Source organism: Brevibacillus composti (assembly GCF_016406105.1).
Lineage (GTDB): Bacteria > Bacillota > Bacilli > Brevibacillales > Brevibacillaceae > Brevibacillus > Brevibacillus composti.
In genome coordinates, this window is the sequence record NZ_CP066308.1 from 1,337,501 (window position 1) to 1,362,574 (window position 25,074).

23 protein-coding genes, 15 tRNA genes and 1 rRNA gene (1 of these 39 running past the window's edge) are annotated in these 25,074 nt (G+C 55.2%); 36 read left to right on the top strand and 3 right to left on the bottom strand.

Annotated features, from left to right (window positions below):
• The 16 genes from JD108_RS06820 to JD108_RS06895 form a co-directional block, all read left to right on the top strand.
• Positions 1 to 979, top strand: a 23S ribosomal RNA gene (locus tag JD108_RS06820) (it extends 2,078 nt beyond the left edge of the window).
• Between the two features lie 81 nt (positions 980 to 1,060).
• Positions 1,061 to 1,136 (top strand) — tRNA-Asn (locus JD108_RS06825).
• Positions 1,137 to 1,144: 8 nt separating this feature from the next.
• Positions 1,145 to 1,220, top strand: a tRNA-Thr gene (locus tag JD108_RS06830).
• A gap of 8 nt (positions 1,221 to 1,228) precedes the next feature.
• Positions 1,229 to 1,305 (top strand) — tRNA-Glu (locus JD108_RS06835).
• A gap of 73 nt (positions 1,306 to 1,378) precedes the next feature.
• Positions 1,379 to 1,454, top strand: a tRNA-Val gene (locus tag JD108_RS06840).
• Positions 1,455 to 1,672: 218 nt separating this feature from the next.
• A tRNA-Met gene (locus tag JD108_RS06845) sits at positions 1,673 to 1,749 on the top strand.
• Between the two features lie 32 nt (positions 1,750 to 1,781).
• Positions 1,782 to 1,858, top strand: a tRNA-Asp gene (locus tag JD108_RS06850).
• 18 nt (positions 1,859 to 1,876) lie between these two features.
• Positions 1,877 to 1,952: transfer RNA gene (locus tag JD108_RS06855), tRNA-Thr, on the top strand.
• A 10-nt stretch (positions 1,953 to 1,962) separates the two neighbouring features.
• Positions 1,963 to 2,047 (top strand) — tRNA-Tyr (locus JD108_RS06860).
• Between the two features lie 7 nt (positions 2,048 to 2,054).
• A tRNA-Lys gene (locus tag JD108_RS06865) sits at positions 2,055 to 2,130 on the top strand.
• Positions 2,131 to 2,149: 19 nt separating this feature from the next.
• A tRNA-Leu gene (locus JD108_RS06870) sits at positions 2,150 to 2,236 on the top strand.
• A gap of 70 nt (positions 2,237 to 2,306) precedes the next feature.
• A tRNA-Gly gene (locus tag JD108_RS06875) sits at positions 2,307 to 2,382 on the top strand.
• Positions 2,383 to 2,542: 160 nt separating this feature from the next.
• Positions 2,543 to 2,619 (top strand) — tRNA-Arg (locus JD108_RS06880).
• A gap of 59 nt (positions 2,620 to 2,678) precedes the next feature.
• Positions 2,679 to 2,755 (top strand) — tRNA-Pro (locus JD108_RS06885).
• Positions 2,756 to 2,762: 7 nt separating this feature from the next.
• Positions 2,763 to 2,850 (top strand) — tRNA-Leu (locus tag JD108_RS06890).
• Between the two features lie 10 nt (positions 2,851 to 2,860).
• Positions 2,861 to 2,934, top strand: a tRNA-Gly gene (locus JD108_RS06895).
• Positions 2,935 to 3,408: 474 nt separating this feature from the next.
• On the opposite strand, the gene JD108_RS06900 is transcribed toward JD108_RS06895, so the two are convergent.
• Positions 3,409 to 4,545 (bottom strand): sensor histidine kinase, encoded by a 1,137-nt coding sequence (locus JD108_RS06900; RefSeq protein WP_198829130.1) that lies wholly within the window; start codon positions 4,543 to 4,545, stop codon positions 3,409 to 3,411.
• Positions 4,546 to 4,760: 215 nt separating this feature from the next.
• On the opposite strand from JD108_RS06900, the gene JD108_RS06905 reads away from it, so the two are divergent.
• The 14 genes from JD108_RS06905 to ytfJ all read left to right on the top strand — a co-directional run bounded on the left by JD108_RS06905 (position 4,761) and on the right by ytfJ (position 14,526).
• Positions 4,761 to 5,417 (top strand): TerC family protein, encoded by a 657-nt coding sequence (locus JD108_RS06905; protein ID WP_198829131.1) that lies wholly within the window; start codon positions 4,761 to 4,763, stop codon positions 5,415 to 5,417.
• A gap of 112 nt (positions 5,418 to 5,529) precedes the next feature.
• Positions 5,530 to 6,117: a YkoP family protein gene (locus JD108_RS06910; RefSeq protein WP_198830015.1), complete on the top strand. Its 588-nt coding sequence runs from the start codon at positions 5,530 to 5,532 to the stop codon at positions 6,115 to 6,117.
• A complete protein-coding gene (locus JD108_RS06915) occupies positions 6,114 to 7,250 on the top strand; it encodes an MGDG synthase family glycosyltransferase (protein ID WP_228728335.1) in 1,137 nt (378 codons plus the stop codon). The genes JD108_RS06910 and JD108_RS06915 overlap by 4 nt, the downstream gene beginning before the upstream one ends.
• 97 nt (positions 7,251 to 7,347) lie before the next feature.
• Positions 7,348 to 7,548 (top strand): alpha/beta-type small acid-soluble spore protein, encoded by a 201-nt coding sequence (locus tag JD108_RS06920; protein ID WP_198829132.1) that lies wholly within the window; start codon positions 7,348 to 7,350, stop codon positions 7,546 to 7,548.
• Between the two features lie 147 nt (positions 7,549 to 7,695).
• Entirely contained in the window at positions 7,696 to 7,902 is a 207-nt protein-coding gene (locus JD108_RS06925) for a DUF1657 domain-containing protein (protein WP_198829133.1), read from the top strand.
• Between the two features lie 64 nt (positions 7,903 to 7,966).
• Positions 7,967 to 8,827, top strand: coding sequence for a DUF421 domain-containing protein (locus JD108_RS06930; RefSeq protein ID WP_198829134.1), 861 nt, complete (start codon positions 7,967 to 7,969; stop codon positions 8,825 to 8,827).
• 16 nt (positions 8,828 to 8,843) lie between these two features.
• Positions 8,844 to 9,317 (top strand): stage V sporulation protein AC, encoded by a 474-nt coding sequence (gene spoVAC / locus JD108_RS06935; RefSeq protein WP_198829135.1) that lies wholly within the window; start codon positions 8,844 to 8,846, stop codon positions 9,315 to 9,317.
• Positions 9,318 to 9,320: 3 nt separating this feature from the next.
• Complete coding sequence (gene spoVAD, locus JD108_RS06940; RefSeq protein WP_198829136.1) at positions 9,321 to 10,340, top strand: stage V sporulation protein AD; 1,020 nt, start codon at positions 9,321 to 9,323, stop codon at positions 10,338 to 10,340.
• Position 10,341: 1 nt separating this feature from the next.
• Positions 10,342 to 10,692: a stage V sporulation protein AE gene (gene spoVAE, locus JD108_RS06945; protein WP_198829137.1), complete on the top strand. Its 351-nt coding sequence runs from the start codon at positions 10,342 to 10,344 to the stop codon at positions 10,690 to 10,692.
• A gap of 120 nt (positions 10,693 to 10,812) precedes the next feature.
• Positions 10,813 to 11,424, top strand: coding sequence for a spore cortex-lytic enzyme (sleB, locus tag JD108_RS06950; protein ID WP_198830017.1), 612 nt, complete (start codon positions 10,813 to 10,815; stop codon positions 11,422 to 11,424).
• A 48-nt stretch (positions 11,425 to 11,472) separates the two neighbouring features.
• Positions 11,473 to 12,132, top strand: coding sequence for a L,D-transpeptidase family protein (locus JD108_RS06955; RefSeq protein WP_198829138.1), 660 nt, complete (start codon positions 11,473 to 11,475; stop codon positions 12,130 to 12,132).
• Positions 12,133 to 12,263: 131 nt separating this feature from the next.
• Positions 12,264 to 13,229 (top strand): S-layer homology domain-containing protein, encoded by a 966-nt coding sequence (locus tag JD108_RS06960; protein ID WP_228728337.1) that lies wholly within the window; start codon positions 12,264 to 12,266, stop codon positions 13,227 to 13,229.
• 72 nt (positions 13,230 to 13,301) lie between these two features.
• Entirely contained in the window at positions 13,302 to 13,967 is a 666-nt protein-coding gene (locus JD108_RS06965; RefSeq protein ID WP_228728338.1) for a DUF2953 domain-containing protein, read from the top strand.
• Positions 13,968 to 14,067: 100 nt separating this feature from the next.
• The gene (gene ytfJ / locus JD108_RS06970; RefSeq protein ID WP_198829141.1) at positions 14,068 to 14,526 is read left to right on the top strand and encodes a GerW family sporulation protein; all 459 of its coding nucleotides are present in this window, start codon (positions 14,068 to 14,070) and stop codon (positions 14,524 to 14,526) included.
• A gap of 190 nt (positions 14,527 to 14,716) precedes the next feature.
• Here ytfJ and JD108_RS06975 read toward each other — a convergent pair whose 3' ends face one another.
• Together JD108_RS06975 and pyc are read right to left on the bottom strand one after the other, a co-directional pair.
• Entirely contained in the window at positions 14,717 to 15,961 is a 1,245-nt protein-coding gene (locus tag JD108_RS06975; RefSeq protein ID WP_198829142.1) for a flagellar cap protein FliD N-terminal domain-containing protein, read from the bottom strand.
• A gap of 42 nt (positions 15,962 to 16,003) precedes the next feature.
• The gene (gene pyc / locus JD108_RS06980) at positions 16,004 to 19,450 is read right to left on the bottom strand and encodes a pyruvate carboxylase (protein ID WP_198829143.1); all 3,447 of its coding nucleotides are present in this window, start codon (positions 19,448 to 19,450) and stop codon (positions 16,004 to 16,006) included.
• Positions 19,451 to 19,711: 261 nt separating this feature from the next.
• On the opposite strand from pyc, the gene JD108_RS06985 reads away from it, so the two are divergent.
• The 6 genes from JD108_RS06985 to JD108_RS07010 all read left to right on the top strand — a co-directional run bounded on the left by JD108_RS06985 (position 19,712) and on the right by JD108_RS07010 (position 24,992).
• Positions 19,712 to 20,242, top strand: coding sequence for a hypothetical protein (locus JD108_RS06985; protein WP_198829144.1), 531 nt, complete (start codon positions 19,712 to 19,714; stop codon positions 20,240 to 20,242).
• A 101-nt stretch (positions 20,243 to 20,343) separates the two neighbouring features.
• Positions 20,344 to 20,865 (top strand): thiol peroxidase, encoded by a 522-nt coding sequence (gene tpx, locus JD108_RS06990; protein WP_198829145.1) that lies wholly within the window; start codon positions 20,344 to 20,346, stop codon positions 20,863 to 20,865.
• Between the two features lie 170 nt (positions 20,866 to 21,035).
• Positions 21,036 to 21,962 carry an RluA family pseudouridine synthase gene (locus JD108_RS06995; RefSeq protein ID WP_198829146.1) on the top strand — a complete coding sequence of 309 codons (927 nt, stop codon included), beginning with the start codon at positions 21,036 to 21,038 and terminating at the stop codon, positions 21,960 to 21,962.
• 275 nt (positions 21,963 to 22,237) lie between these two features.
• Positions 22,238 to 23,167 (top strand): fumarylacetoacetate hydrolase family protein, encoded by a 930-nt coding sequence (locus tag JD108_RS07000; protein WP_198829147.1) that lies wholly within the window; start codon positions 22,238 to 22,240, stop codon positions 23,165 to 23,167.
• A 12-nt stretch (positions 23,168 to 23,179) separates the two neighbouring features.
• A complete protein-coding gene (locus JD108_RS07005) occupies positions 23,180 to 24,343 on the top strand; it encodes a homogentisate 1,2-dioxygenase (protein ID WP_198829148.1) in 1,164 nt (387 codons plus the stop codon).
• A gap of 19 nt (positions 24,344 to 24,362) precedes the next feature.
• Entirely contained in the window at positions 24,363 to 24,992 is a 630-nt protein-coding gene (locus JD108_RS07010) for a flavin reductase family protein (RefSeq protein WP_198829149.1), read from the top strand.
• Positions 24,993 to 25,074 lie beyond the last annotated feature (82 nt).

Here is a 25,074-nt window from a genome sequence, read left to right on the forward strand (position 1 = left end):
GTCCTAAGGTAGCGAAATTCCTTGTCGGGTAAGTTCCGACCCGCACGAAAGGCGTAACGACTTGGGCGCTGTCTCGGCAAGAGACCCGGTGAAATCATAATACCTGTGAAGATGCAGGTTACCCGCGACAAGACGGAAAGACCCCATGGAGCTTTACTGTAGCCTGGTATTGGAACTTTGTGCATCATGTACAGGATAGGTGGGAAGCTGAGAAGCAGGGGCGCCAGCCTCTGTGGAGCTGTCGGTGGGATACCACCCTTGATGTACGGAGTTTCTAACTCGTCGCCCTGATCGGGCGAGAGGACCATGCCAGGTGGGCAGTTTGACTGGGGCGGTCGCCTCCTAAAAGGTAACGGAGGCGCCCAAAGGTTCCCTCAGAATGGTCGGAAATCATTCGTAGAGTGTAAAGGCAGAAGGGAGCTTGACTGCGAGACCTACAAGTCGAGCAGGGACGAAAGTCGGGCTTAGTGATCCGGTGGTTCCGCATGGAAGGGCCATCGCTCAACGGATAAAAGCTACCCTGGGGATAACAGGCTTATCTCCCCCAAGAGTCCACATCGACGGGGAGGTTTGGCACCTCGATGTCGGCTCATCGCATCCTGGGGCTGAAGTAGGTCCCAAGGGTTGGGCTGTTCGCCCATTAAAGCGGTACGCGAGCTGGGTTCAGAACGTCGTGAGACAGTTCGGTCCCTATCTGTCGCGGGCGTAGGAAGTTTGAGGAGAGCTGTCCTTAGTACGAGAGGACCGGGATGGACGCACCGCTGGTGCACCAGTTGTCACGCCAGTGGCACAGCTGGGTAGCTATGTGCGGAAGGGATAAGCGCTGAAAGCATCTAAGCGTGAAGCCCCCTCCAAGATGAGACTTCCCACAGCGTTAAGCTGGTAAGACCCCTCATAGACGATGAGGTTGATAGGTTCGGTGTGGAAGCGCGGCAACGCGTGGAGCTGACGAATACTAATCGGTCGAGGACTTATCCACAACCAATCGCTTAGCAAAGCATGCAGATCCAGTTTTGAAGGCGCGAAGAGCACTTGCTGTTTTTCGTTCCGTACATATTGTTCCTCGGTAGCTCAGTTGGTAGAGCAATCGGCTGTTAACCGATCGGTCGGGGGTTCGAGTCCCTCCCGAGGAGCCATATCACTTGCTCCTGTAGCTCAGTAGGTAGAGCGTTTCCATGGTAAGGAAGAGGTCGCAGGTTCGATTCCTGTCGGGAGCACCATGTAAGATGGCCCGTTGGTGAAGCGGTTTAACACAGCAGCCTTTCACGCTGTCATACAGGGGTTCGAATCCCCTACGGGTCACCATACTACCCCGCAAAGTGAAGTGAATGCTTTGTAGCATCACCGAGTACTTTGCGGGGACCCTTGAGGGGCATCTGGAGGCTTAGCTCAGCTGGGAGAGCATCTGCCTTACAAGCAGAGGGTCGGCGGTTCGATCCCGTCAGCCTCCACCATGTTCTTATTCGCGGCGATCGGAAACGGGATCTCCCGTACCGGTTCACCCTCGATGAAGAACGAGGAGCATTGCTCGGGCACTTCAGATCTTGCTCGCTTGCGAAGATGATTCGACGCAGTGTCGCAAGTGGAAGCGATCCCGTCAGCCTCCACCATTTACAAGGATGGTCAAGCGCCACGTTCTGTGGCAATGCTGATACTCATCCATCATAATCGTCGCGGGATGGAGCAGTCTGGCAGCTCGTCGGGCTCATAACCCGAAGGTCGCAGGTTCAAATCCTGCTCCCGCAACCAAATCTACTTGTACTACTATTCAACCCAAAAATGGAGCTGTGGTGAAGTTGGAGTTCACGCCGGTCTGTCACACCGGAGGTCGCGGGTTCGAGTCCCGTCAGCTCCGCCATTTTTGATCAAAAAAATTGCCGGTGTAGCTCAATTGGTAGAGCACCTGACTTGTAATCAGGGGGTTGTGGGTTCAAGTCCTATCGCCGGCACCACCATATAACTGGGGAGATAGCGAAGTGGCTAAACGCGGCAGACTGTAAATCTGCTCCCTCTGGGTTCGGCGGTTCGAATCCGTCTCTCCCCACCAGTTGTATGAGCCATTAGCTCAGTTGGTAGAGCATCTGACTTTTAATCAGAGGGTCGAAGGTTCGAGTCCTTCATGGCTCACCAGTTTTTATCAACACCATATGCGGTCGTGGCGGAATTGGCAGACGCGCTAGATTCAGGTTCTAGTGGTGGCAACACCGTGGAGGTTCAAGTCCTCTCGACCGCACCATATTTTCCCGAAAGAGAAAAGCGGACTTAGCGGCATGCGTTGAGTGCTTTTCGGGGAAACTCTAATGAATGCGGACGTAGCTCAATTGGTAGAGCGTCGCCTTGCCAAGGCGAAGGTCGCGGGTTCGAGACCCGTCGTCCGCTCCATAGATGCTTTGCTGGTCTCTCACCCGTACCGGGTTCACCCTCGGCGGAAACCAAGGGAGAAACGCTCGGGTGCCTCAGATCTGGCAGCGCATAGAAGCAGAGCGACGTCGTTTCGCCAGTGGAAGCGAGACCCGTCGTCCGCTCCATTTCCTTTATATACGTGCCCTTAGCTCAGCTGGATAGAGCGTTTGACTACGAATCAAAAGGTCGGGAGTTCGAATCTCTCAGGGCACGCCATTTTTTATCAAACCTGACGGCACAAGATGAGAAGGGTTTGATTTCTTACAATTGGATATCGGGAAGTAGCTCAGCTTGGTAGAGTACTTGGCTTGGGACCAAGGGGTCGCAGGTTCGAATCCTGTCTTCCCGACCACGATTTTGCCGGGGTGGCGGAATTGGCAGACGCAACAGACTTAAAATCTGTCGGGAGTATCTCCCGTACCGGTTCAAGCCCGGTCCTCGGTACCATCTAAAATTTGCGGGTGTAGTTCAATGGTAGAACTCCAGCCTTCCAAGCTGGTCGCGTGGGTTCGATTCCCATCACCCGCTCCATCTATAAAAAAGCAGATACCTGCGGGTATCTGCTTTTTTGGTTTTTCATCAACAGCCCTCATCCGATCAGCCCTTGCTGCGATAGGCTTCCCGTCCTCTGTTGCCCTCCTGATGTCCGAAGGTCCGCAGTTGGCGTCGAATGATGGGTGGGACTATAGCCCTAAATCAACGGCATAGATCGACAAGATTCCGGTTTTCCGCCGGATTGTCGAAAAAAGCTGCAAAGATATAGGTAGTAGAAACATATGTTTTTGTGTAGAGTAAGGACTAGATCGCTTACCCTGCGGGTAAACGGATCTCTTGCCTCGCCCTCTGGCTGATCAGAGGGCATTTTTTATTGGATTCGAGAAGACCGTACACCGGGTAAATGTGAACAGAGCGAGCAAACTCGAGGCTCCCTGTCTATTTAAACAAAGGCTTCGCCAAAAGGTTGGCGAAGCCAGGTTATCCCATAGAGCAAGTAGCTGCCGCATGCTAGACCAAAGGCAAGGTGACGATAAATCGGGTCGAATTTTGTGAGGATTCGCAGGAAATCGTACCATTATGCTTCTCGATAATGTTCTTGCAAATCGACAGTCCAATCCCGGTACCGTTTTGTTTGGTCGTGAAAAAGGGCTGAAAGAGGCTTTCTACGATGTCGGCCGGAATCATTTCTCCGTTGTTTTCCACCGTCAGGGTGACCGTGCTCTCGTCGCAGAAAGAGGTAATGCGAATCATTTTCTCCGGTCTTCCCTGCACAGCGTCAATGGCATTCGTCAATAGATTGACCACGACCTGCTTAAAGCCTTCCTCGTAGCAGTTAAACAGGCAGGGGCGGATGTCCTTTTCAAAATAGATGTTTTCCGCAAGAAGCCGCGGTGTGATCAACAACTCCACCTCGAGCAAAAGATGCTCCAGATCGACGGTTTTATAAATCTCGTCGAGGATGGGTTTTTTCGAAAAGCTGAGAAATCCGGTAATTTGCCGGTGAAGGTTTTCAAATTCATGCATGACCACTTGAATATACGATTGGAGCTTGTCCTGGTTGCGAGTAGATTCCGCGATCAGTTTCAAAAAACCCTCGATGGCGCACAAGGGATTGCGAAGCTCATGGGCCATGTTGGCGGCGATTTTCCCCAGCATGGTCAATTTGTCATTGTGTAGAAACGAGATCGTTTCTTCCTTTTGCACCAATTCTCTATTCATCATTTGTTCAAAATGGTAAACAGCCCAAAAAACACTTTCATCCATAGCCTTGCCCAGCTGCGCTTCCAAATAGAGCATCTGTTCCGGAGTGACTGACCATCTGTTCATCTCAGGGCGGATCACGCGCCAGAACACATTTCGATACAGCTGATAGGCCCGCAAAATGGACGAAAAGGGGTACTCTTGCGCCCGAAGCCATTCTCCCATATCAAGCGACCAGTTCTGCATGTCTTCCTCGACATTTTCCACTAAATAGCGGGCGAGGAGGACTGTACGCTTTTCAGCAAAATCGCGAGGAATCGTCAATTGCGTTTCCATGCTCAAAGCGATTTCCTGCAGCCACAGTGTCGTGATCATGGGAACCATGTCCAAAATCTTTTGCGAAACAATTTGCTTTTGAAGGTTTAGAGAGACAGTTTCCACCATACCTTATCCCACCCCATTGATTATCGTACGGAAGCAAGGCATGAAAAACAAGGTATATATCTCCTATATTCAGGGTCGAATTTTCTTTTATTGGCAATTTTCTTTCAACAAAATCTGCAGTTTCTCGTCCTTTTTCGAATAGAAAAAGGTTCATGTGTGAACAAGCACCCGCATAGAGTAAGAAGGACAAACGGATGAGGGGAACAGGGGGAGCGATGGACGGGCAATTTTGGATTGGATTTCTGCAAATCTTTCTCATAGATCTCGTGCTGAGCGGGGACAATGCGGTCGTCATCGGAATGGCTTGCCGCGGCTTGCCGCCCAAAGAGCGAAAAAGGGCGATTTATATCGGATCGCTCGGAGCGATTCTGCTGCGTATCCTTCTGACCGGCTTGACGGCCTGGATGCTGGAAATCCCGCTGGTCAAAGCAATCGGCGGCTTGCTCTTGCTGTGGATCGCCTGGAAACTGATGTACGGAGAACCGGAGGAAACGACCGAAGTCTCTCCGCACGGCAATATCGGGCAGGCGATCAAGACGATTATCCTGGCCGACTTCGTCATGAGTCTGGACAATGTGCTCGCGGTGGGGGGGGCGGCAGACGGCGACTGGCTGCTGATCATCATCGGCCTGGGGCTCAGCATTCCTTTGTTGATGTGGGGCAGCGCTTTCGTGGCCCGTTTGTTGAATCGCTTTCCCAGCCTGGCACTGCTGGGCGGGGGCGTCCTGGTCTATACCGCAGCCGAGATGATTTTGGAGGACCCGTATGTGTGGAAAGTACTAAATCCCCTGTTGTGGAACCATTCGTGGATACCCTTTTTGGCCGCTGTCGGCGTGGTGGGATGGGGCCGCTATCGCAGGGCGATGGAGTAGGCAGAGGAGAGAAAATCGACTTCCGCCCAGGACCGTCGTGTTTCCCGTGAACAGGTTGGGGCATACTACAAGTAAAAGGACAACACATGCAGGAAAGGAACCGATTGTGAAGATGAACACGGACCTCTTGATATTGTGGGGGATATGGGACAACATCTATCAACGCTGCACCAGGCTCAGGTATATCGAGAAGGGCAATAATATTTTCCGCATCGTCCGAATGCGTTACCGCGGAGAGCCGCTATTCACATCCGATAACCGTGTAATCGACAAGGGCGATCTGATCCTGAAGCTCCATATTCATAATTACTACTTTGCGACGCTCTGCCGGGGATTGCGCGATGATCTGCGAGTCGCTCTCCTGCTCCGTCAGCAAATCCTCCATTCCTTGCCGCAGCTGGCCGCTTATCTGAATCGGATGGAAGAGCGCGATAAAATCAAAGGCATCGTGGGCACGACCATGCTGAACAAAGGAGTGGAGCCCTTAGGCTTTTCCATTTCCGATGTGCCCATGGGCTTGTTTTTTCGATACAAGCGCTGGTATCTGAAGCTGATGCTGCGGATGATTCATCCCGACGGAAAAGGCCGAATGAAAACGTTGAACCATGAAATGCCGTTGAAGCGCGTCTACATGTCGAAGGAGGAACTGCTGCGAAGGTACCTGCCAGCACAGCCGGAATCGGCGGGTGATACCCGGTGAACCGCAAGAGGATCTTGCTCGTAACCGAGGAATGGGCGGGCAGCGGACACCGGATGGCGGCCGAAGCTCTGGCCGATGCCTTGCGGGAGATACAACCGGATACAGAGGTCAAGATCGTGATGGGATTGCAGACAGCCAGCCCCATGCTGCGGGAAGTATCCCGTTTTTTTTATCTGAATATCCTCCGCTACCGTCCCTCCATCTGGCAACGCCTGCATGAGCGCGACCACAAGTGGGCGGCAGCCCTGAAAAAACCGCTGGGCATCTGGCTGTCCCGCAGGCTGGTCACCCGTCTGATTGAACAGGAGAGGCCCGATATCGTCGTCGCGACGCATGCCTATTGTTTCGCCGCACTTGCGGAAGCGAAGCGGAAAGCATCCAAACCGTTTTCGTTAGTAGGGATCCCGACGGATTATTGCTTCCATCATTTTTGGGTTCATCCTGGGGCGGATCTCTACGCCGTCGCCCACCCGCAGTTGGCCGAACAGATACGCGTGCACGCCGGACTGGAGCATGTATCCATTCTGGAAGCGGGCATCCCCATCCGCCGAAAGTTTCAGACTTTCACCGAATATGAAAAAGTGCAGTGGAAACAGAAGCTGGGGCTGCAGCCGCAGCTATTTACTGTTTTACTTTGCGGAGGCGAAGGTGGATACGGGGCGATGGAGCAGGTGCTGCGAGGACTGGTCGCGGAAACAGACCCTCTCCAGATCGTCGTCGTCACGGGACGGAATCAAGCGCTGCGGGAGCGGCTGTCCCGATTGGTCCCCGAGCTGCCGAACCGGACGGGTCACGCATTGGTCATTCGCGGCTATGAGCCGGCGATCTGGGAGTGGATGGCCGCAGCGGATCTCTTCATTACCAAGCCCGGTGGCATCAGCTGTGCAGAGGCGCTCGCTCTCCGCACGCCGCTCATTCTGTACCAGCCGCTGCCCGGTCAGGAGCAGCGGAATGTCTCGTTTCTCGTGCAGCAGCAAGCCGCTCTGTTTGCGGGACAAGCTGATCAGGTCGGAGAGTTGGTGGGCAGGCTGCGGACGTCAGCCGAAGAGCGGGAGGAGATCATCGGGAGGATGAGCCAGCTAGGAAAACCGGATGCCTCGGAGAGAATCGCCAGATATCTGCTCCAGCTATAAGACTATAAATTGCCAGTGAAAACAGGGAAGTCGCGATGAATGAAAGGCTGGAGCTTCAGACATATTAAACTTACAACCAACGAGGAGGTGATTACAAATGCCAAACAGCGGTTCCCGTAACAACCTTCTGGTACCTCAAGCCAACCAAGCTCTGGACCAATTGAAATATGAAATTGCTGCAGAGTTCGGTGTACAACTGGGTGCCGACACCACTTCCCGTCAAAACGGTTCTGTTGGGGGAGAAATCACCAAGCGTCTCGTTTCTTTCGCTGAGCAACAACTGGCTGGTCGCGGATAACCGAATAGGTTGGATGTGGAAAGACACCCGAAACGGTGTCTTTCCTTTTTTGTTGCCAGCTGTAAAAAATATACAGACGTTTTTTGATAAGCGCGGGATTAAATAACTGTGCTTGGGTGATTCTATAGGTGCTAGGAGGTGAAGAACATGACCGTTGCATCACAAGTCAAACAAACACTCGCCAGCTTGAAGGGCGCCCAAGCCAATCTGGAAACATTTGCCCTGAACACGCAAAACAAGCAGGCCAAGCAACTGTATGCGGACGCCGCTAAGCAAACCCAGGCGATTGTGACCAACTTGCAGCAGCGCGTAACCGAGTTGGAAAATGAAGAGCCGCAGTACAAGGGTTTCTAAAAAGGAGTCACGGAGAGAGGGCTTCTCTCTCCCTTTTTCAGTACATCAGCAGGAGGGTTCTCAATTGCCCGATTGGTTGCATATCGCCTTACGCTCATTAGGGGCAGTCGCTTATCTGTTTATCCTGACCAAGATGATTGGCAAAAGACAGATCAAGCAGTTGACGTACATTGAATACATCGTCGGGATCACGATCGGTTCGATCGCCGCCTATATGGCGACAGAGATGGACGGCCCGGTATACCACAGCCTGATCGCCATGGCGGTGTTTGCCCTGGTGCCGTACGCCTTCGATTGGCTGGCGTTGAAGAGCAAGACCCTGCGGGACTTCTTCCAGGGGAAATCGACTGTATTGATCAAAGACGGCAAGATATTGGAAGACAACTTAAAAAAAGAGCGCTTGACCAATGAAGACTTGTTGGAGCAGCTGCGCATCAAGAATGTCTTTCGCCTGGCTGACGTGGAATTCGCCTGCATGGAGACCAATGGGGAACTGAGCGTGCTGCTGAAGTCCCAGCACCAGACCGTGACACCGCAGCATCTGAATCTCCATGTAGCTCCTGCGGAAGAACCGCAGGCTGTGATTCTGGATGGCGTCATTATGGATGAGCCGCTTTCGACGCTCGGGCTGAATCGCCAATGGGTGCGGATGGAGCTGGAAAAAGCGGGCGTCGCCTTGGAGAATGTCTATTTTGGACAGGTGGACAGGGCAGGTCAACTCTACCTCGATTTGTACGACGACAAGCTGAAGGTGGCCGAGCCGCAGGCTTTGAAATTAACCTGGGCGCAGTTAAAAAAATGCCAGGCCGATCTCGAGCTGTTTTCGCTCTCTACCAAAAATGAGCAGCAAAAGCGGATGTACCAGCGAGATGCGGAACTGCTGCAAAAAGTGTTAAACCAAGTGATGCCGCTCTTGACGAAATAAGAAAGGAGGCAGGGTGATGGCAGATCAAAAAAAGAAGAAGCTGACCCTGGCACAGCAGCAGTATCAACAACTGGCCAAACGCCACGAGCCGCCCCGCCCGCTGCTGCGCAATTTTGTCCGGGCTTTTTTGGTGGGAGGCGTGATTTGTTTGATCGGACAAGGGATTCAAGAGATGTTTATTCGTTATTTTGACTTTACGGAAAAGACTGCAGCAGCCCCTACCGTCGCCGTCTTAATCTTCCTTTCCGCTCTCCTGACCGGGCTGGGCGTGTACGACAGAATCGCCCAATGGGCAGGGGCGGGCACCAGTGTGCCCGTGACGGGATTCGCCAATTCGATCACGTCGGCCGCGATTGAGCATCGCAGCGAAGGTTTTGTCCTCGGCGTAGGCGGAAACATGTTCAAGCTGGCAGGCTCTGTGATCGTCTTTGGCGTGTTTGCCGCCTTTGTGGTAGGGATCGTGAAAACACTGTTCAAGATGGGAGGCTAAACCATGCGGCAAGGTTATCAATCATGGGTGTTTCCTTCCAAACCGGTCATTCTGGCCTCCTCTGCCATCGGCGGCCCGTTTGAGGCGAAGGGACCGCTGGGTGAAGATTTTGACATTACCCATGGGGATTTGATGATCGGGCAAGACAGCTGGGAAAAGGCCGAGAAGGTGCTGCTGGAGGAAGCCTGCGACAAGGCTCTGGAGAAAGCCGGGCTGCAGCGGGAACAGATCCACGTCTTATTGGCGGGAGATCTGATGAACCAGATCATCACTTCCAGCTTCTCGGCACGGACACTGGGCATCCCGTATCTGGGCCTGTTCGGGGCCTGTTCGACGGCGATGGAGGGACTAGCTCTGGGGGCATTGCTGGTAGAAAGCGGCGCCAGCGATTACGTCATCGCGGCGACAGGCAGCCACAACGGGGCAGCCGAAAAGCAGTACCGCTATCCCACCGAGTACGGGGGACAAAAGCCGCCGACTGCTCAGTGGACGGTGACGGGAGCGGGTGCGGCGGTGATCGGCAAACAGGGCAGCGGACTGCAAATTACGGCCGCGACAATCGGCAAAATCGTCGATATGGGGCTGAGCGATCCCTTTAACATGGGGGCGGCCATGGCGCCCGCGGCGCTTTCCACCATCGAGACGCATTTCCGCGATTTGCAGCTTCCGCACGATCATTATGATCTGGTGGTTACCGGAGATTTGGGGAAAGTGGGCCATGCGATCCTCTCGGAGCTGTTGCCCCAGCATCAGGTCGCCATTCCGCTCGAGCGGTACATCGACTGCGGAAAGCTGGTCTACGGCGATCACCCGGCGGTCTGGTCAGGGGGCAGCGGCTGCGGATGCGTGGCAACGGTTACATACGGACATCTCTTCCGCAGGATGAGGGCCGGCGAGTGGAAGCGGATCCTGGTGATTGCAACGGGAGCCCTGCTGTCGCCGATCTCCTATCAGCAAGGGGAGAGCATTCCCTGCATTGCGCACGCGGTCGCGATCGAAGCACCGCCTGCAGAGGAGGGATAACATGACGTTTCTTTGGGCTTTTTTGGTGGGGGGAACGATTTGCCTGATCGGTCAGTTTCTCCTCGACGTCGTCAAGTTAACCCCCGCTCACACGATGTCTTCGATGGTGGTAGCCGGAGCCGTGCTGGATGGTTTGGGCCTATATGATCCGCTCATCCATTTCGCCGGAGCAGGTGCCACGGTACCCATCACCAGCTTTGGCAATGCGCTGGTGCACGGGGCTATGGCGGAAGCAGAGCAGCATGGCTTGGTCGGCGTGATTACAGGGATTTTTGAAGTGACCAGCGCGGGGATATCGTCCGCCATCGTGTTTGGCTTTTTTGCGGCGGTACTGTTCCGGCCGAAAGGGTAACAGGAACGTGCTGGCAGACATGCCAAAAAACTCGAATTGAACCGCTCTTCCTCACTCGATAAAATGGGTGTTTGAAGGAGGGGATTCAGCTTGTTTTCACAAAAAAGAGGAATTACCTTGATGTTGCTGCTTCTGGTCGCAAGCCTGCTGGCGGCTCCGGCTTCCGCGGCTCCCTTGCTCAAGCCGGGCAGCCAGGGCGGCGACGTATGGGATTTGCAATATCGCCTGCAGGTACTCGGAATGTACCAGGCTCCTTTGGATGGCATCTATGGGACGAAAACAAAACAAGCCGTCCGCAAATTCCAGGCAAAGTACGGAATGCCGGCAGACGGGGTGGCAGGGAAGCATACATGGCGCACGCTCAAAAGGGTTTCGGTGAACCGCTCCGAAATGCAGTTGCTGGCCCAACTGGTCTATTCGGAGGCGAGAGGGGAGCCTTACGTCGGGCAGGTAGCCGTGGCAGCAGTCGCGATGAACCGTTTGCGTTCCAGCGATTTTCCCAATAGCATCGCAGGGGTCATCTTTCAACCCTACGCATTTACGGCAGTGGATGACGGCCAGTTCTGGCTGACGCCAGGTAAGACCGCCTACCGTGCGGCCTATGAAGCGGTGCGGGGCTGGGACCCAACCGGCAACGCCTTGTACTACTTTAATCCGCACACGGCCACGTCCAAATGGATTTGGTCCAGGCCGCAGATCAAAAAGATCGGCAAGCATATTTTCGCCAAATAACGAAACACGATGGGAAGCCAGTGACAGCAAACGGAGCGATTGCCAACGATGAAAGCATTAGTATCTGTTCTGTCAATGATTCTTATGCTCATCCTCCCGCTGTCCGCGGTGCATGCGGAGCAAAGGGATGAGCCTGTCTACGTGTATATCAACCTATGGCAAAACAAACTGTATCTGAAAACAGAAGCAGGTGAAGAGCTCGCCAGCTACAAGATCGCCCCCGGCGCCGTCGATACGCCTTCCCCCGTGGGCTCCTTTCAGATCAATCAAAAAGCGCTCAACTGGGGCGGCGGATTTGGCTCGCGCTGGCTCGGGATCAATGTAGAGTGGGGGACGTACGGCATTCACGGCACCAACCGGCCGGAGTTTATTGGCCGCTACGTCAGCCACGGCTGCTTTCGCATGAAAAATCGGGATATCGAGAAACTGTATCCGCAGGTGAAGGTAGGGACCAAGGTCATCATCGACGGCCCGATCATGGGACATGAGCGACTCACGTATCGGATTTTGGTCCCCGGGTCACGAGGCGCACTGGTCAAACTGGTGCAAAATCGGCTGAAGGCAGCCGGCTATTACCACGGCCGGGTGAATGGCCAATTTGACAAGCAGACGGAGCGGGCGGTCTATCGGTTTCAAAAAAGCGAAGGGCTCCCGGTGACAGGGCAGATCGGTCTAGAAGACATGCTTTATTTGGGGATTGTAGAATAGGCGTCCGGCTGTGCTTTCAATTTGCAGCGAGGACGCCCTTTTTATGGGATTTCCAAGGATTGAGGGTTGTTTTCTGAATATTTTCCATTAGAATAGTACAAGAGATTTCCAGCTATTCCTACAGGAGGTTGATGATGAAAAAGATGCTGATTCTAGCCTCGCTGGCTGCCGTCATGATGACAGGCGCGCCGGTGGCGGAGGCAGAGACGATGCGAGAACCTGCAACATTCACAGATGTAGCCGGACACTGGGCAGAAAAAGAAATTCAAGAATTGTACATAGCAGAAGCAATCAGCAGTTCCCCCGCTTTTCGGCCTGATGACCAGGTCACCAAAGCAGAGCTGATCACCATGTTTGTCAAAGCGAAAAAGCTGCAGCCGAGCACAGGCAGCTCCCCTTTTGCCGACGTCCATTCGGATGACTGGCTGGCTCCTTACGCCTTGACAGCGTACCGGCTGGGCATCATCGACGGAGAGTGGGTGGAGGGAAAGCTTTATTTTCACCCGAATCAGCCTGTTCAGCGGGAAGAGATGGTCACGATGCTGATCCGCGCCAAAGGGGACAGCGGCAAAGTGAATGCCCTGCCGTGGTCGACAGCGATCCAGACCCTGCAGACCTACCCGGATGGCAGCAGCATCGAAAAGCCTTATCAGCGCAGCTTTGCCTATGCATTGCAAAACCAGGTGGTCAGTCCGTATGAAAACGGTCAACTCCAGCCGGAGCATGCCATCACGCGTGCAGAGGCTGCTACCTATACCGCCTTGCATTTACTTAAAAAGACAGACGAGCAGAGGACCCCCGCAGGCCTTTCCTTCAACCAGAAACTGACGGTGGAAACGACTGCCTACACCCATCCGGAAAACAAGGCAGAGGCCTTGTCGTATCTGGAGCTACCGCTTCGCGTCGGCATTGTCGCGGTCGATCCCGAGGTAATTCCGCTGGGCAGCCATCTGTTTATCGAAGGGTATGGCTATGCCATTGCGGCGGACATCGGCAGTGCAGTCAAAGCGGAGAAAGTGGACCTTTTCTTCGCTTCCCGAGCAGAAGCGCTGCAGCATGGCATCAAAAAAGGCGTCACGGTTTACGTGCTCGATTGATGTAATCGCTTCAGCCAACATATTTTCCCATCCTTTCGCTCACACTAAGGGCGGAAAGGATGGGATTTTTTGTTGGGCTGGTGGATACTTTTTGCTATTTTTCTGATCATGGTTTTCATTGTCATGACCCCGGTGCGGATATCCGTCTATTACGGCAGGGTAGGCGATAACGATCATCTGGTGATGGAAGTCTCAGCCTGGTTTCGCATTATCCGGCGAAAATTCGAGCTGCCGGTGATGACCCTGCAAAAAACAGACAAGGGTCCAGAACTGCGGGCTAAAGTCGAGACGGTCGATCAACAGACGAAGAGGGATGAACGCGTAAAAGGCGTGGACCAAAAACAACTGCAAAAATGGAAGAAAAACTATCAAAAACTGCTGAAACGTTTTCACGACTTTCAACCGATCATCCAGAAATTTCTCAAACAGGTGCGCTGCCAACGGTTAGAGTGGCACACCGTGCTGGGGGCGGGGGATGCTGCGGAAACGGGGGCGATACTGGGTGTCATCTGGGGGGTAAAAAGCATCATCGTCTCTTTGTTTTCCCATGCCATCTCGCTGCGCAGCATGCCGCGGCTTAGCGTTCAGCCTGTGTGGAACCAGATGGTCATCCGCACACAGGCTCGCATCATTCTTCATTTTCGGCTGGGCCATGCGCTGCTGACCGGAATACGTTTGCTGGTCAGACTGCGCCAAAAGCCGAAACCTCAATGGAAAACCACTCCTTCAGGAGCCTAGGCGGGCGTGTACATGTCCGGTAGCGGTTTGGGGCAGGATAACTAATGCTAAAGCAACCAAGCAAACAGCCATTTCACCCAGGTGAAGGAGGAACAGAACAATGGCAGACCATCCCATTCAGGGTTTAATGAGAACCGCTATGGAAAACATCAAGCAAATGGTGGATGTCAATACGATTATCGGCGATCCGGTGGAAACGCCGGACGGCAGCGTAATTTTGCCCATCTCCAAGGTGGGGTTTGGCTTTGCGGCGGGGGGAAGCGAGTTCCAGTTTGAAAAGGATCATCCGGGTGTAATCGGCCATCCGTTTGGCGGTGGTAGCGGCGGCGGTGTCTCCATAACGCCTGTCGCGTTCCTGGTCGTGGGCAAACAGGGCATCCGTTCGATTCCGCTGGAAAACTCCACGCATTTGTACGACCGCATTTTGGACACCGTACCGCAATTTGTGGAGAAAATGCAAGGGATGTTCGGGAAAAAGGAAGAGCCGACCGTCTCCTCCACCACGCTGGTGACCAATGTGGATGAGCATGATCTGGAAGAACTGATCCAGCGCAGCTGAGAAGTTCCGCACGCCAAGTCTTGAGGCAATTGCATTCGGCATAGATGGGTGGAATAAAAAAACAGGTACGTCCACAAGGGGCATACCTGTTTTTTGTCTGCCTGCCGCGTCGCTACACCTCGTGTAACAGCCGCGCGACTCCGTACGAAAACACAGTCTCCCGCGTGTCATGGCCGCGCGCAGCATTTCCTTACCACAGCTGATTGACAAGCAGGCCGGTATAGACCGCCTGCTTGAAAAACTGCCGCGGCAAAAACGAAGGCGAAGGGCTCCCGTACGGTTTTTCCTCCGTTAAACCAGTTAGCTGGCTGGGCGGAGTCGAGCGCCAGGCTCCCGTCATTTCGATGATGAGCCGGGACAGATCAGACGCCTTTTCCACAAAATGGGGATAATCGCGCTCCAGCGCATGGCGGAGCCATTCCTCGTCCAGTTCCAGTGAGCGGTCGGCGGTTGCCCGAAGGCCAAAATCGCCCAACTTCGCCCGAGCCTCAAGGGAGATGTCCTGCAAGGTTTCGGACAGATAGCCCATCAGCATCTGCGGCCGACCTTCCAGAAAGCGGTGCAGCCGATTGAAGCGATCGACCCAATCACGGGCAGCTGCCACGATGCCATCCAGATCCGGTTCGATCTGTAGGACAACCTTGCCGGGCTGCAGCAAGGTCGCGGTGACCTGTTCCATCAGCTCCACCTGATTCCCAGGCGAGCTGGACCACATCCCGTCGACGGCAAACGCCGCATCCTCCGCCACGCGAGCGATTCGGTCCAATCCAAGGGCACGCACCAGACTGCCGTCGCGATCTGCCAGCGCGAAGCCCTGGTCCGAACCGCTCCGGAGGGAACGGAGGACGAGGCGGCTCGCTGCTCCCTGGTACTCGATCACGCTGGTCACGCCCGAATCGCTTTGCTGAATCGCACCGGCGATCCGCCTCAATGCCTGTTCATGCGTATCGGCGCTGCTCACCAGCACGGTGAGGAGCTTCTCCTGTCCCTGGGCCGTCAGGGTGAACGAATGGAGACCTGCTGACACGGGCGAGGGGCCACTGTTTTCGGCCGACATCCCGATCGTTACCTGCGGGCTGGCCAGACGGGCTACTTCCACCTGATGGCGGCCCGGTTTCGCTTTGGCTCCTGCCTTGGCCTGAAGCGTATCCGGGCGGGAGCTGAGGGCGAGGCGAGCGTACAACACACTCTGCGGACGGGACGCATCGAACTTGCCCGCCGCCTGATTCAGTTCGGCTGTATAGCGGTACAGATGGGAGAGGGAGTCAGCCAAATCGGTCATCCATTGCTGATGGCGCGTGTAGAACGGCTGCAGATTGTATCCCGTGATCGGCTGTACCGGCCCGCTTAGCTTGGCCTGGATCATTTGAAAATGATACGGACCGACCCGCTGGCTGTACGGAATCTGATGAACCGCTGCGAGGCGCACTCCCATCTCCTCCTGTCATCTGGGATTTTCTTTCAGTATGAGGGTATTTTACTCCATTTCCAGGAGCAAGTCACCCGTTTCGATCGCATCCCCCGCTTTGACATAGACCGCCGTCACTTTGCCGTCGATGGGCGCCTGAATCGTCGTCTCCATTTTCATCGCTTCGCTGACGAGGAGATGCTCTCCTTTGCGCACCTTGTCTCCGACCGAGACCAGCACCTTCAGCACCTTGCCCGGCATGGAAGCGCCGAGATGGCCAGGCTCCTGCGGGTCAGCCTTGCGCCGTGCCAGTTCGGAGACCTTGGCTGCCTGATCGCGGATGAAGATCTCGCGCGGCTGGCCATTCAATTCAAAGTACATGATCCGGCGGCCGTCCGGATGCAGCTCGCCCACAGCGACCAGCTTGATGATCAAGGTCTTGCCTCGCTCAATCGTGATCGCAGTCTCTTCGCCCGGACGCAGTCCGTAGAAGAAGGTAGGCGTGTTGAGCACAGACAGGTCCCCGTAATCCTTGATGCTCTGCTCGTACTGGAGGAATACCTGCGGGTACATGATGTAAGAGAGCACATCCAGTTCGCTTGCTTCCCGCCCGATTTTCTCGGTGAGCTCCAGGGCGACCTTGTCGAAATCGACGGGAGCCAGCAGCTCGCCCGGCCGCGTGGTAAAGGCGTCGCGCCCCTTCAGGACGAGCGCCTGCAGCTCTTTGGGGAAACCGCCCGGCGGCTGTCCGAGATAGCCCTGGAAGAACTGAATGACGGAGTCCGGAAAGTCGAGCCGCTGCCCTTTTTCCCAGATGTTTTCTTCGGTCAGTCCGTTTTGCACCATGAACAGCGCCATATCGCCGACGACCTTGGAGGAAGGCGTCACCTTCACGATGTCCCCAAACATCCGGTTGACGACGGCGTACATGTGCTTCACTTCATCCCAGCGGCCTTCCAGACCGACAGCCTTGGCCTGCTGCTCCAGATTGGTATACTGGCCGCCCGGCATCTCATGGATGTAGACCTCCGTATTGCTGGACTTCATCCCGCTTTCGAAGCCCTGGTAGTACGGGCGGATATCTTCCCAGTAGTCGGACAGCTTGTTGAAGGGCTCTTCGGCAAGTCCGGTGTCCCGCTCCGTATGGGCGAGGGCAGCGATCAAGCCGTTCAGGCTGGGCTGGGAGGTCAGGCCGGACATGGAGCTGACGCACGCATCGACGATGTCGACGCCCGCCTCAATCGCCTTGAGCAGCATCGCTCCGCCGTTGCCGGACGTATCATGCGTGTGCAGGTGAATCGGGATGCCGATCTCCTGTTTGAGCGCACGCACCAGCTCATAGGCTGCATACGGCTTGAGCAGGCCCGCCATGTCTTTGATCGCGAGGATATGCGCGCCGGCTTTCTCCAGCTCTTTGGCCAGCTGTACATAATAGGAAAGCGTGTATTTGGTTTTGCTCGGATCGAGAATATCGCCCGTGTAGCAGATGGCCGCCTCAGCCACTTTGCCGGAATTGCGCACGGCTTCAATCGCGGTTTGCATGCCCGGCAGCCAGTTGAGGCTGTCGAAGATGCGGAAGACATCGATGCCGTTTTCCGCAGACGCTTTGACAAAAGCGTGAATGACATTGTCCGGGTAGTTGGTATAGCCGACAGCGTTTGCTCCCCGCAGCAGCATCTGGAACAAAATGTTGGGGATGCGCTCGCGCAGGATTTGCAGGCGCTCCCAGGGAGATTCCCGCAAAAAGCGCATCGACGTGTCAAAGGTGGCACCGCCCCACATCTCCAGGGAGAAGAGGCCCGCCCCCAGCTTGCCGGTCGCTTCCGCTACGGCTGCCAGGTCGTAGGTGCGGACGCGCGTGGCGAACAGCGATTGATGAGCGTCGCGGAAGGTCGTGTCGGTTAAAAGGACGCGATCCTGGGACTGAATCCACTTGATCAGACCGTCTGCGCCTTCGCGCTCGAGAATTTGTTTGGTTCCCTCCGGATACGGCTGGGCAAACGGCGTGCGCGGAATCCGCGGCGTATCGAAATGCGGTTTTTTGTCCACTTTTTCCAGGCCAGGATAGCCGTTGACGATGGTGTTGCCGATGTAGCTCAACAGCTTTGTGCCGCGGTCTTGGCGTCCCGGGAATATAAACAGCTCCTGCTTGGTGTCGATAAACGACGTGTCGTAATTGCCGCTGAGAAAATCAGGGTGGGTGACGACGTTTTCCAGGAACGGCAGATTGGTCTTCACGCCGCGAATGCGGAATTCGCGCAAGGTTCTCAGCATTTTGCGGGCGGCCTGGTCAAACGATGCGCCATAGGTAGAGATTTTGACCAGCAGAGAGTCGTAATACGGCGTGATGATCGCGCCCGGATAGCCGTTGCCGCCGTCCAGACGGACACCGAAGCCGCCGCCCGAGCGCCAGGCCAGCAGTCTGCCTGCGTCCGGCAGGAAATTGTTCTCCGGATCCTCTGTCGTCACACGGCACTGGATGGCGTAGCCGCTCATCTTGACGTCATCCTGCGAGGAGATGCCGATCTCCGGATCAGACAGGCGATGCCCTTCGGCGATTCGTATCTGGGCCTGGACGATGTCGATCCCGGTGATCAGCTCCGTGATCGTATGCTCTACCTGGATGCGCGGGTTCACTTCAATAAAGTAGAACTGCCGATCGGGCGTGAGCAAAAATTCGACGGTACCGGCGTTGGAATACCCCGATTCCTTCATGAGTTTGAGGGCAGACTGACAAATCGCTTCGCGCAGCTCATCATCGAGAGAGAGGCTGGGTGCGACTTCCACTACTTTTTGATGGCGGCGCTGCACGGAGCAATCCCTCTCGAACAGATGCACAATATTCCCGTGCGTGTCACCCAGGATCTGCACTTCAATATGCTTCGGATTCTCCAGGTACCGCTCCAGGTACACCTTGGCATTGCCAAAGGCGGAGCGTGCCTCGGAGCGGGCGCGGTCCAGCGCGTCCTGCAGTTCATCCTGGCTGCGAACGATCCGCATGCCGCGACCTCCGCCGCCCGATACTCCCTTGATGATGATCGGATAGCCGTATTCTTTCGCAAACAGAAGCGCCTCCTGGAGGGAATCGATCGGCTCGGGCGTTCCGGGAATGACGGGAATCCCTGCTTCTACCGCCATGCGGCGGGCTTCTACCTTGTCTCCGAATTTATCGATCAATGTGGAGGAGGGGCCGATAAAGAGAATACCCTCTTCCTGACAGCGCTGGGCAAATTCAGCGTTTTCCGCGAGAAAGCCGTAGCCCGGGTGGATGGCATCGATATCGTTGCGCTTGGCGATTTCGATGATGCTCTCAATGTCGAGATAAGCTTCGATCGGCCCTTTTCCAGCGCCGACGAGATAAGACTCGTCTGCTTTGAAACGGTGGATGGAGACGTTGTCCTGCTCGGAATAAATCGCGACCGTGCGAATGCCCAGCTCGGTTGCGGCGCGGAAAATCCGAATGGCGATTTCGCCGCGGTTTGCTACCAACAAGCGGTTAATCTTTCTTTTTCTCATGGTTCTCCCCCTATTCATCGCTCAAATCTGAATTACGCAAAAATAATATATATACAGTAAATATACAAAATTGCAGTTACAGAAACACCCTTTTTCCGAAAAAATATTAGGGCGGTTATGAATATTTACTTCTCATGGCCTAGAGAATGAGAAGAAAAGAGCGTTTTGATCAGGGCTTATCCAGGAAATTGCATATTTATTCGATTGAATAGCGAATCCTCCGTTTGCCCAAAATGGTAGGGAAAGGAGGGGATGACTGCCATGGATTTCCTGCATAAGACCCCTGCTGACATATGGCGAATGCTGATTCCCGTTTCCCATTGGATGTTTCGCGAAAGCATGCCCGAGGATGAGCTGATCTTTCACTATCGGGATCATATTTATTTCGTGAATGAGGACGGTTCTGTCCTGGCGCTGCCCAAACCGGCATGCTTCGAGCAGCTCGATCTGGAGACCTTGCTCAAGTGGCTGGCGACGTCGGAGGAGACGATCGACTTCGATGATAACGGCCAGTTTGATTACGGATTTGTGCTGAAACAGATGGGGTATCTCATGCCCACGCGCAAGTCCCGGGAGATGGGCTCCTACCGGATTGAGATCATAAATACAGTGCTGCCTTCGGCAAAACCCACCTGCTATGTACTGAAGAAAGTCAGTTTTTTGTTTGCCTTGTATCACGGGCTGATGCGCTGTCACAACCTGAACCGGCGCAGCGGTTGGGAATATGAGCATGAGATCAAAAGCATCTGGAAACAGGAGCAGAATCAGCATGAGGGGAAGGTTTTCGGATGAAATGCAATATTCCCTGTTTCCATAGTGAAAATCATAGAAAAATAAGGTATGATGAGAACGTACATATTTACTTACATCCAAATTGTTAGGAGGAAGAATTGATGACAGCTGCAGTAGAACGTCAAGGCGTTGTTACATTTAAAGGCAACCCGGTAACTCTGCTCGGACCTGAGATCAAGGTAGGAGATACAGCTCCAAACTTCACCGTATTGGCAAATAACCTGACTCCGGTGACACTGGATGATTCCAAAGGAACCGTTCGACTGATCTCGGTTGTGCCTTCCCTGGATACAGGCGTGTGCGATGCGCAAACCCGCCGTTTTAACGAAGAAGCGGCCAAACTGGACGGCGTGACCATCCTGACCATCTCCGTCGACCTGCCGTTTGCCCAGTCCCGCTGGTGCGGCGCTGCCGGTATCGACAAGGTGCAAACCCTCTCCGATCACCGCGAGCTTTCCTTTGGCCTGGCCTATGGCGTCGTGATCAAGGAGCTGCGTCTTCTCTCCCGCGCCGTATTCGTCGTAGACGCCAACGACAAGGTGGTTTACGCAGAATACGTGCCGGCTGTCGGCGAGCATCCGAACTACGAAGCGGCCATTGAGGCTGCCAAAGCAGCGAAGTAAGATTTTCTTGATTCGTCCACTGTCAAATCGAAGCCCCCTTCCCGGTGAAGGGGGTTTTTTTCGTGCCAAGGTGCTTCCAACCATTGACTTCATTTCCCTGCTTTCAGGACGCAAAGACTCGTTTTTGCTATACTATCAGCAGATATACACGACAGAAGGTGCAAACATTCATGCTGGAAGAGCTTTTGAGAATAAAGGCGGAGAAACGGCACGCAGGCATGACGATCAGGGATGTGCTGCAGAGAGATTACGGAGTATCCCGCCGGCTGCTGGTGAGGGCCAAGTACCAGGGAGAAATCAGCCGCAACGGCATCCCGGTATACGTGACGGAGCAGCTGGAGGCAGGAGATGTCGTCCGCGTCCTCGTGCCGGCGGAAGAAGAGATGCTGGCCCCGGAGCCGATGGATTTGGCAATTCGCCACGAGGACGAGGATATTCTCGTGATCGCCAAGCCAGCGGGCTTGGTCGTCCATCCGACAGGCAATCACACAGGCCATACGCTGGCCAATGGCGTGGCGTATTATTGGCAGCAGCGGGGAGAGCAGCGGCGATTTCGTCCGGTGAATCGGCTCGACAAAGACACATCGGGCCTGATGATCGTCGCGAAAAATCAGTGGGCGCACGAACAGTTCAGCAGACTGCAAAAGGAAGGGGAGCTGCACCGCTTCTATCTGGCCATCACCGAGGGTGTCTGGGACGAGACAGAGGGAGTGATCGATGAGCCGATCGGCCTTCGGGATGATTCGATCATCGCTCGCGAGGTGCGGCCGGACGGGCAGCGCGCGGTCACCCATTTTGCGGTGCGAGAGCGGGGAAGAGGAATGACGCTGGTGGAGCTGAAGCTGGAGACGGGCCGGACGCACCAGATCAGGGTCCATCTCAGCCATCGCGGATGCCCGCTGGCTGGAGACGATTTATACGGGGGAGGGCGCACCTGGATCGGACGGCAAGCGCTTCACGCTGCACGACTCCGTTTTGTACATCCGCGGACAGGCGAGCAGCTGGAGTGGAGGGAGCCGCTGCCCGATGACATGATGAGGCTGGTGCGGCAGTTTTTCCCGGCTGGGGCACAGGCGTATTTGGGTGAATCTTTGTGATTTGCCCTCTGGCATCTTGTAAGCGTTTTCGCTATGATAGAGGTACTGAGAAGAATATACGGCATGAGCTGGTTGTCTGCGGGGGAAGGCCCACAAGGTCTTCTTCGGGGAGCAGACAGGGCCCAGCGTACGTTCAAGAGGAAAGCAAGGGGGCTGCCGAAAGCAGGAAAAGCTGTTTTCGCGCTTCTTTCTTCCGCTGTGCGTATGCTGGGCCTTTTGTATCGTCACGGGGCTATTTCAGCCTCCATACCTTTTTGCGAAATGAGGTGGAACCGATGAAGATCGTTTCCTATCGCACGGCTGAGCAGGGACCCTGGCGGGCGGGAATCCTGCGCCGCGAGCGGGTCGTGGATATCGCCTCCGCTATAGAGGGAGCATCTGCGGACATACAGGAGCTCCTGGATCAATGGGAGCGCTGGCAGGAGCCGCTGCAGCAGCTCTCCGCACGGGAAGCGGACGGGGAAGAGTCATATCCGCTGGCCGAAGTCACGCTGGGCTCTCCCGTGCCGCGACCGCGCAGCTTTCGCGATTTCTACGCATTCGAAGCGCATGTCAAAACAGCCCGGGCCCGGCGCGGACTTCCGATGGTCCCGGAGTGGTATCATTTTCCCGTCTTTTACTTTTCCAATCCGGCCGCTTTTCTCGGGCATAAGGCGTCCGTGAAAAAGCCGAAAGCTGCGCAATGGCTCGACTACGAGCTGGAGATTGCCTGCATCATCGGCAGGGAAGGGGTGGACATTCCGGTCGAGCAGGCGGATGCGTACATCGCCGGCTATTGCATCCTGAACGACTGGAGCGCCCGCGATCTGCAGCGCGAGGAAGTAAAAGTAGGGCTCGGCCCCGCCAAGGGCAAAGACTTCGCCACTTCGATGGGGCCCTGGATGGTCACCCCGGACGAACTCGCCGATATCGAGATCCCCGGTGCGGAGGGCGCCCGCTACCCGCTTGCGATGGTCGCACGCGTCAATGGCATCGAGCTGTCGCGGGGCTCTTTGCAGGACATCCATTACACCTTTGCCCAGATGATCGCCCGGGCATCCGCCGACTGCCCGCTCTATCCGGGCGATGTCATCGGTTCGGGCACGGTCGGGACCGGCTGTATTCTGGAGCTGGGCACCGAGCGGCATCGTTGGCTTGAGCCAGGCGACGTGGTGGAGCTGGAAGTGGAGCGGCTGGGCGTCTTGCAAAATATCATCAGCGAATAGGAGGAAGAGCGAATGGCTTTTTACCACCGAATGGGGGAGATCCCCCAAAAGCGGCATACGGTATTTCGAAAACCAAGCGGCGAGCTGTATCGGGAGCAGGTGATGGGGACCAAGGGCTTTTCGGGCATCCAGTCGATCCTCTACCATCACCACCCGCCGACACAGGTCCGCTCGACGCGCAAAGTGGCCGATGTCCGGCCGCAATTTGTGGAGCAGGCGGACCTAAAGCATCAGCATTTCAAGACGTTCGAGGCTCCGGCAGGAGGAGATCCCGTATCGGGCAGAACGTATCTTTTGGGCAACAGCGATGTCTTGATGGGCGTCTGTGTCCCGACAGAGCAGATGAACTATTTTTACCGAAATGCGGACGGAGATGAACTGCTCTTTGTCCATCAGGGAGAGGGCGAGCTGCAAACGATCTTCGGAACGATTCCCTACTACCCCGGCGATTATCTGGTCATCCCGATCGGCACCACGTACCGGATCGAGACCAAGACGCCCAGCCGCTTCCTCGTCATCGAATCGCAAAATGAAATCGTGCCGCCCAAGCGCTATCGCAACGAGTACGGGCAATTGCTGGAACATTCCCCGTATTGTGAACGAGATATTCGCGTCCCGGAGCAGCTTGTGACCCATGTCGAGGCCGGAGACTTTGAAGTGAGGGTGAAGCGGCAGGAAGTGCTGTACAGCTATCAGTTCGACTTTCATCCGTTTGATGTGGTCGGCTGGGACGGGTATCTGTATCCGTACGCGCTGAGCATCCACGATTTCGAACCGATTACCGGCCGGATCCATCAGCCGCCGCCGGTTCATCAAACCTTTGCCGGTCAGAATTTTGTCGTCTGCTCATTTGTGCCACGACTCTACGACTACCACCCGGAAGCGATCCCCGCTCCTTATTTTCATAGCAATGTAGAAAGTGACGAGGTACTCTACTATGTAGATGGCAACTTCATGAGCCGAAAAGGCATCTACGAAGGGTCCATCACGCTCCACCCGATGGGCATCCCCCACGGTCCCCACCCGGGCAAAGTGGAGGCGAGCATCGGCAAAAAGGAGACGAAGGAGCTGGCGGTCATGCTGGATACGTTCCGCCCCTTGCAGGTGACCAGACAGGCACTGGCGATCGAGGATCCCGATTACATGGCCAGCTGGCTTCCGCCCGCAACGACGTAAAGAGAAGGAGGAAGCAGACGTGGAAATCGCAATCAGCGCGATCGAACGACAGGAAAAATACAAGCTGTTGATTGGCTGCATCGTTCCGCGGCCGATCGCCTGGGTGACGTCGCTCGGGCATGAAGGCGTCCTGAATGCAGCCCCGTTCAGCTACTTCAATGTAGCCAGCATCGAGCCGATGATGGTATCGATCGCGGTGATGCGCAAACCGGGCAGCGTAATGAAAGACACGGCCCGCAATATTCTGGAGAGTGGAGAGTTTGTGGTCAATATGGTGGATGCGTATAACGTGGACGCCGTCAATGAGACCTCTGCCGATTATCCGCCGGAGATCAGCGAAGTAGAGGCGCTTCAGCTATCGACGATGCCCAGCGCGTCCATCCGTACGCCCAGGCTGGCAGCCTCCCGCATCCATTTTGAGTGCAGGCTGCATCAGATCGTCACGCTTGGCGATCCGGTCACATCCGATCTGGTGATCGGCGAAGTCGTCCATGTCCACGTAGACGACAGCCTCTACCAGGACGGCAGGATCGACATCGCCGCTTTCGCGCCCGTCAGCCGGCTGGCGGGACATTCCTACGCCAGGGTGGCAGAGCCGTTTGATCGGCCGCGGCCTGTATATTCCCCTGACAGAAAAGACCGTCCGTAAAAGGGGCGGTGCTTCTTCTTGCCCACAGCTCCGTTTTGGCATCATTTTTCAACCAGCCATGCACCCAGACCCGCCCTTTTTA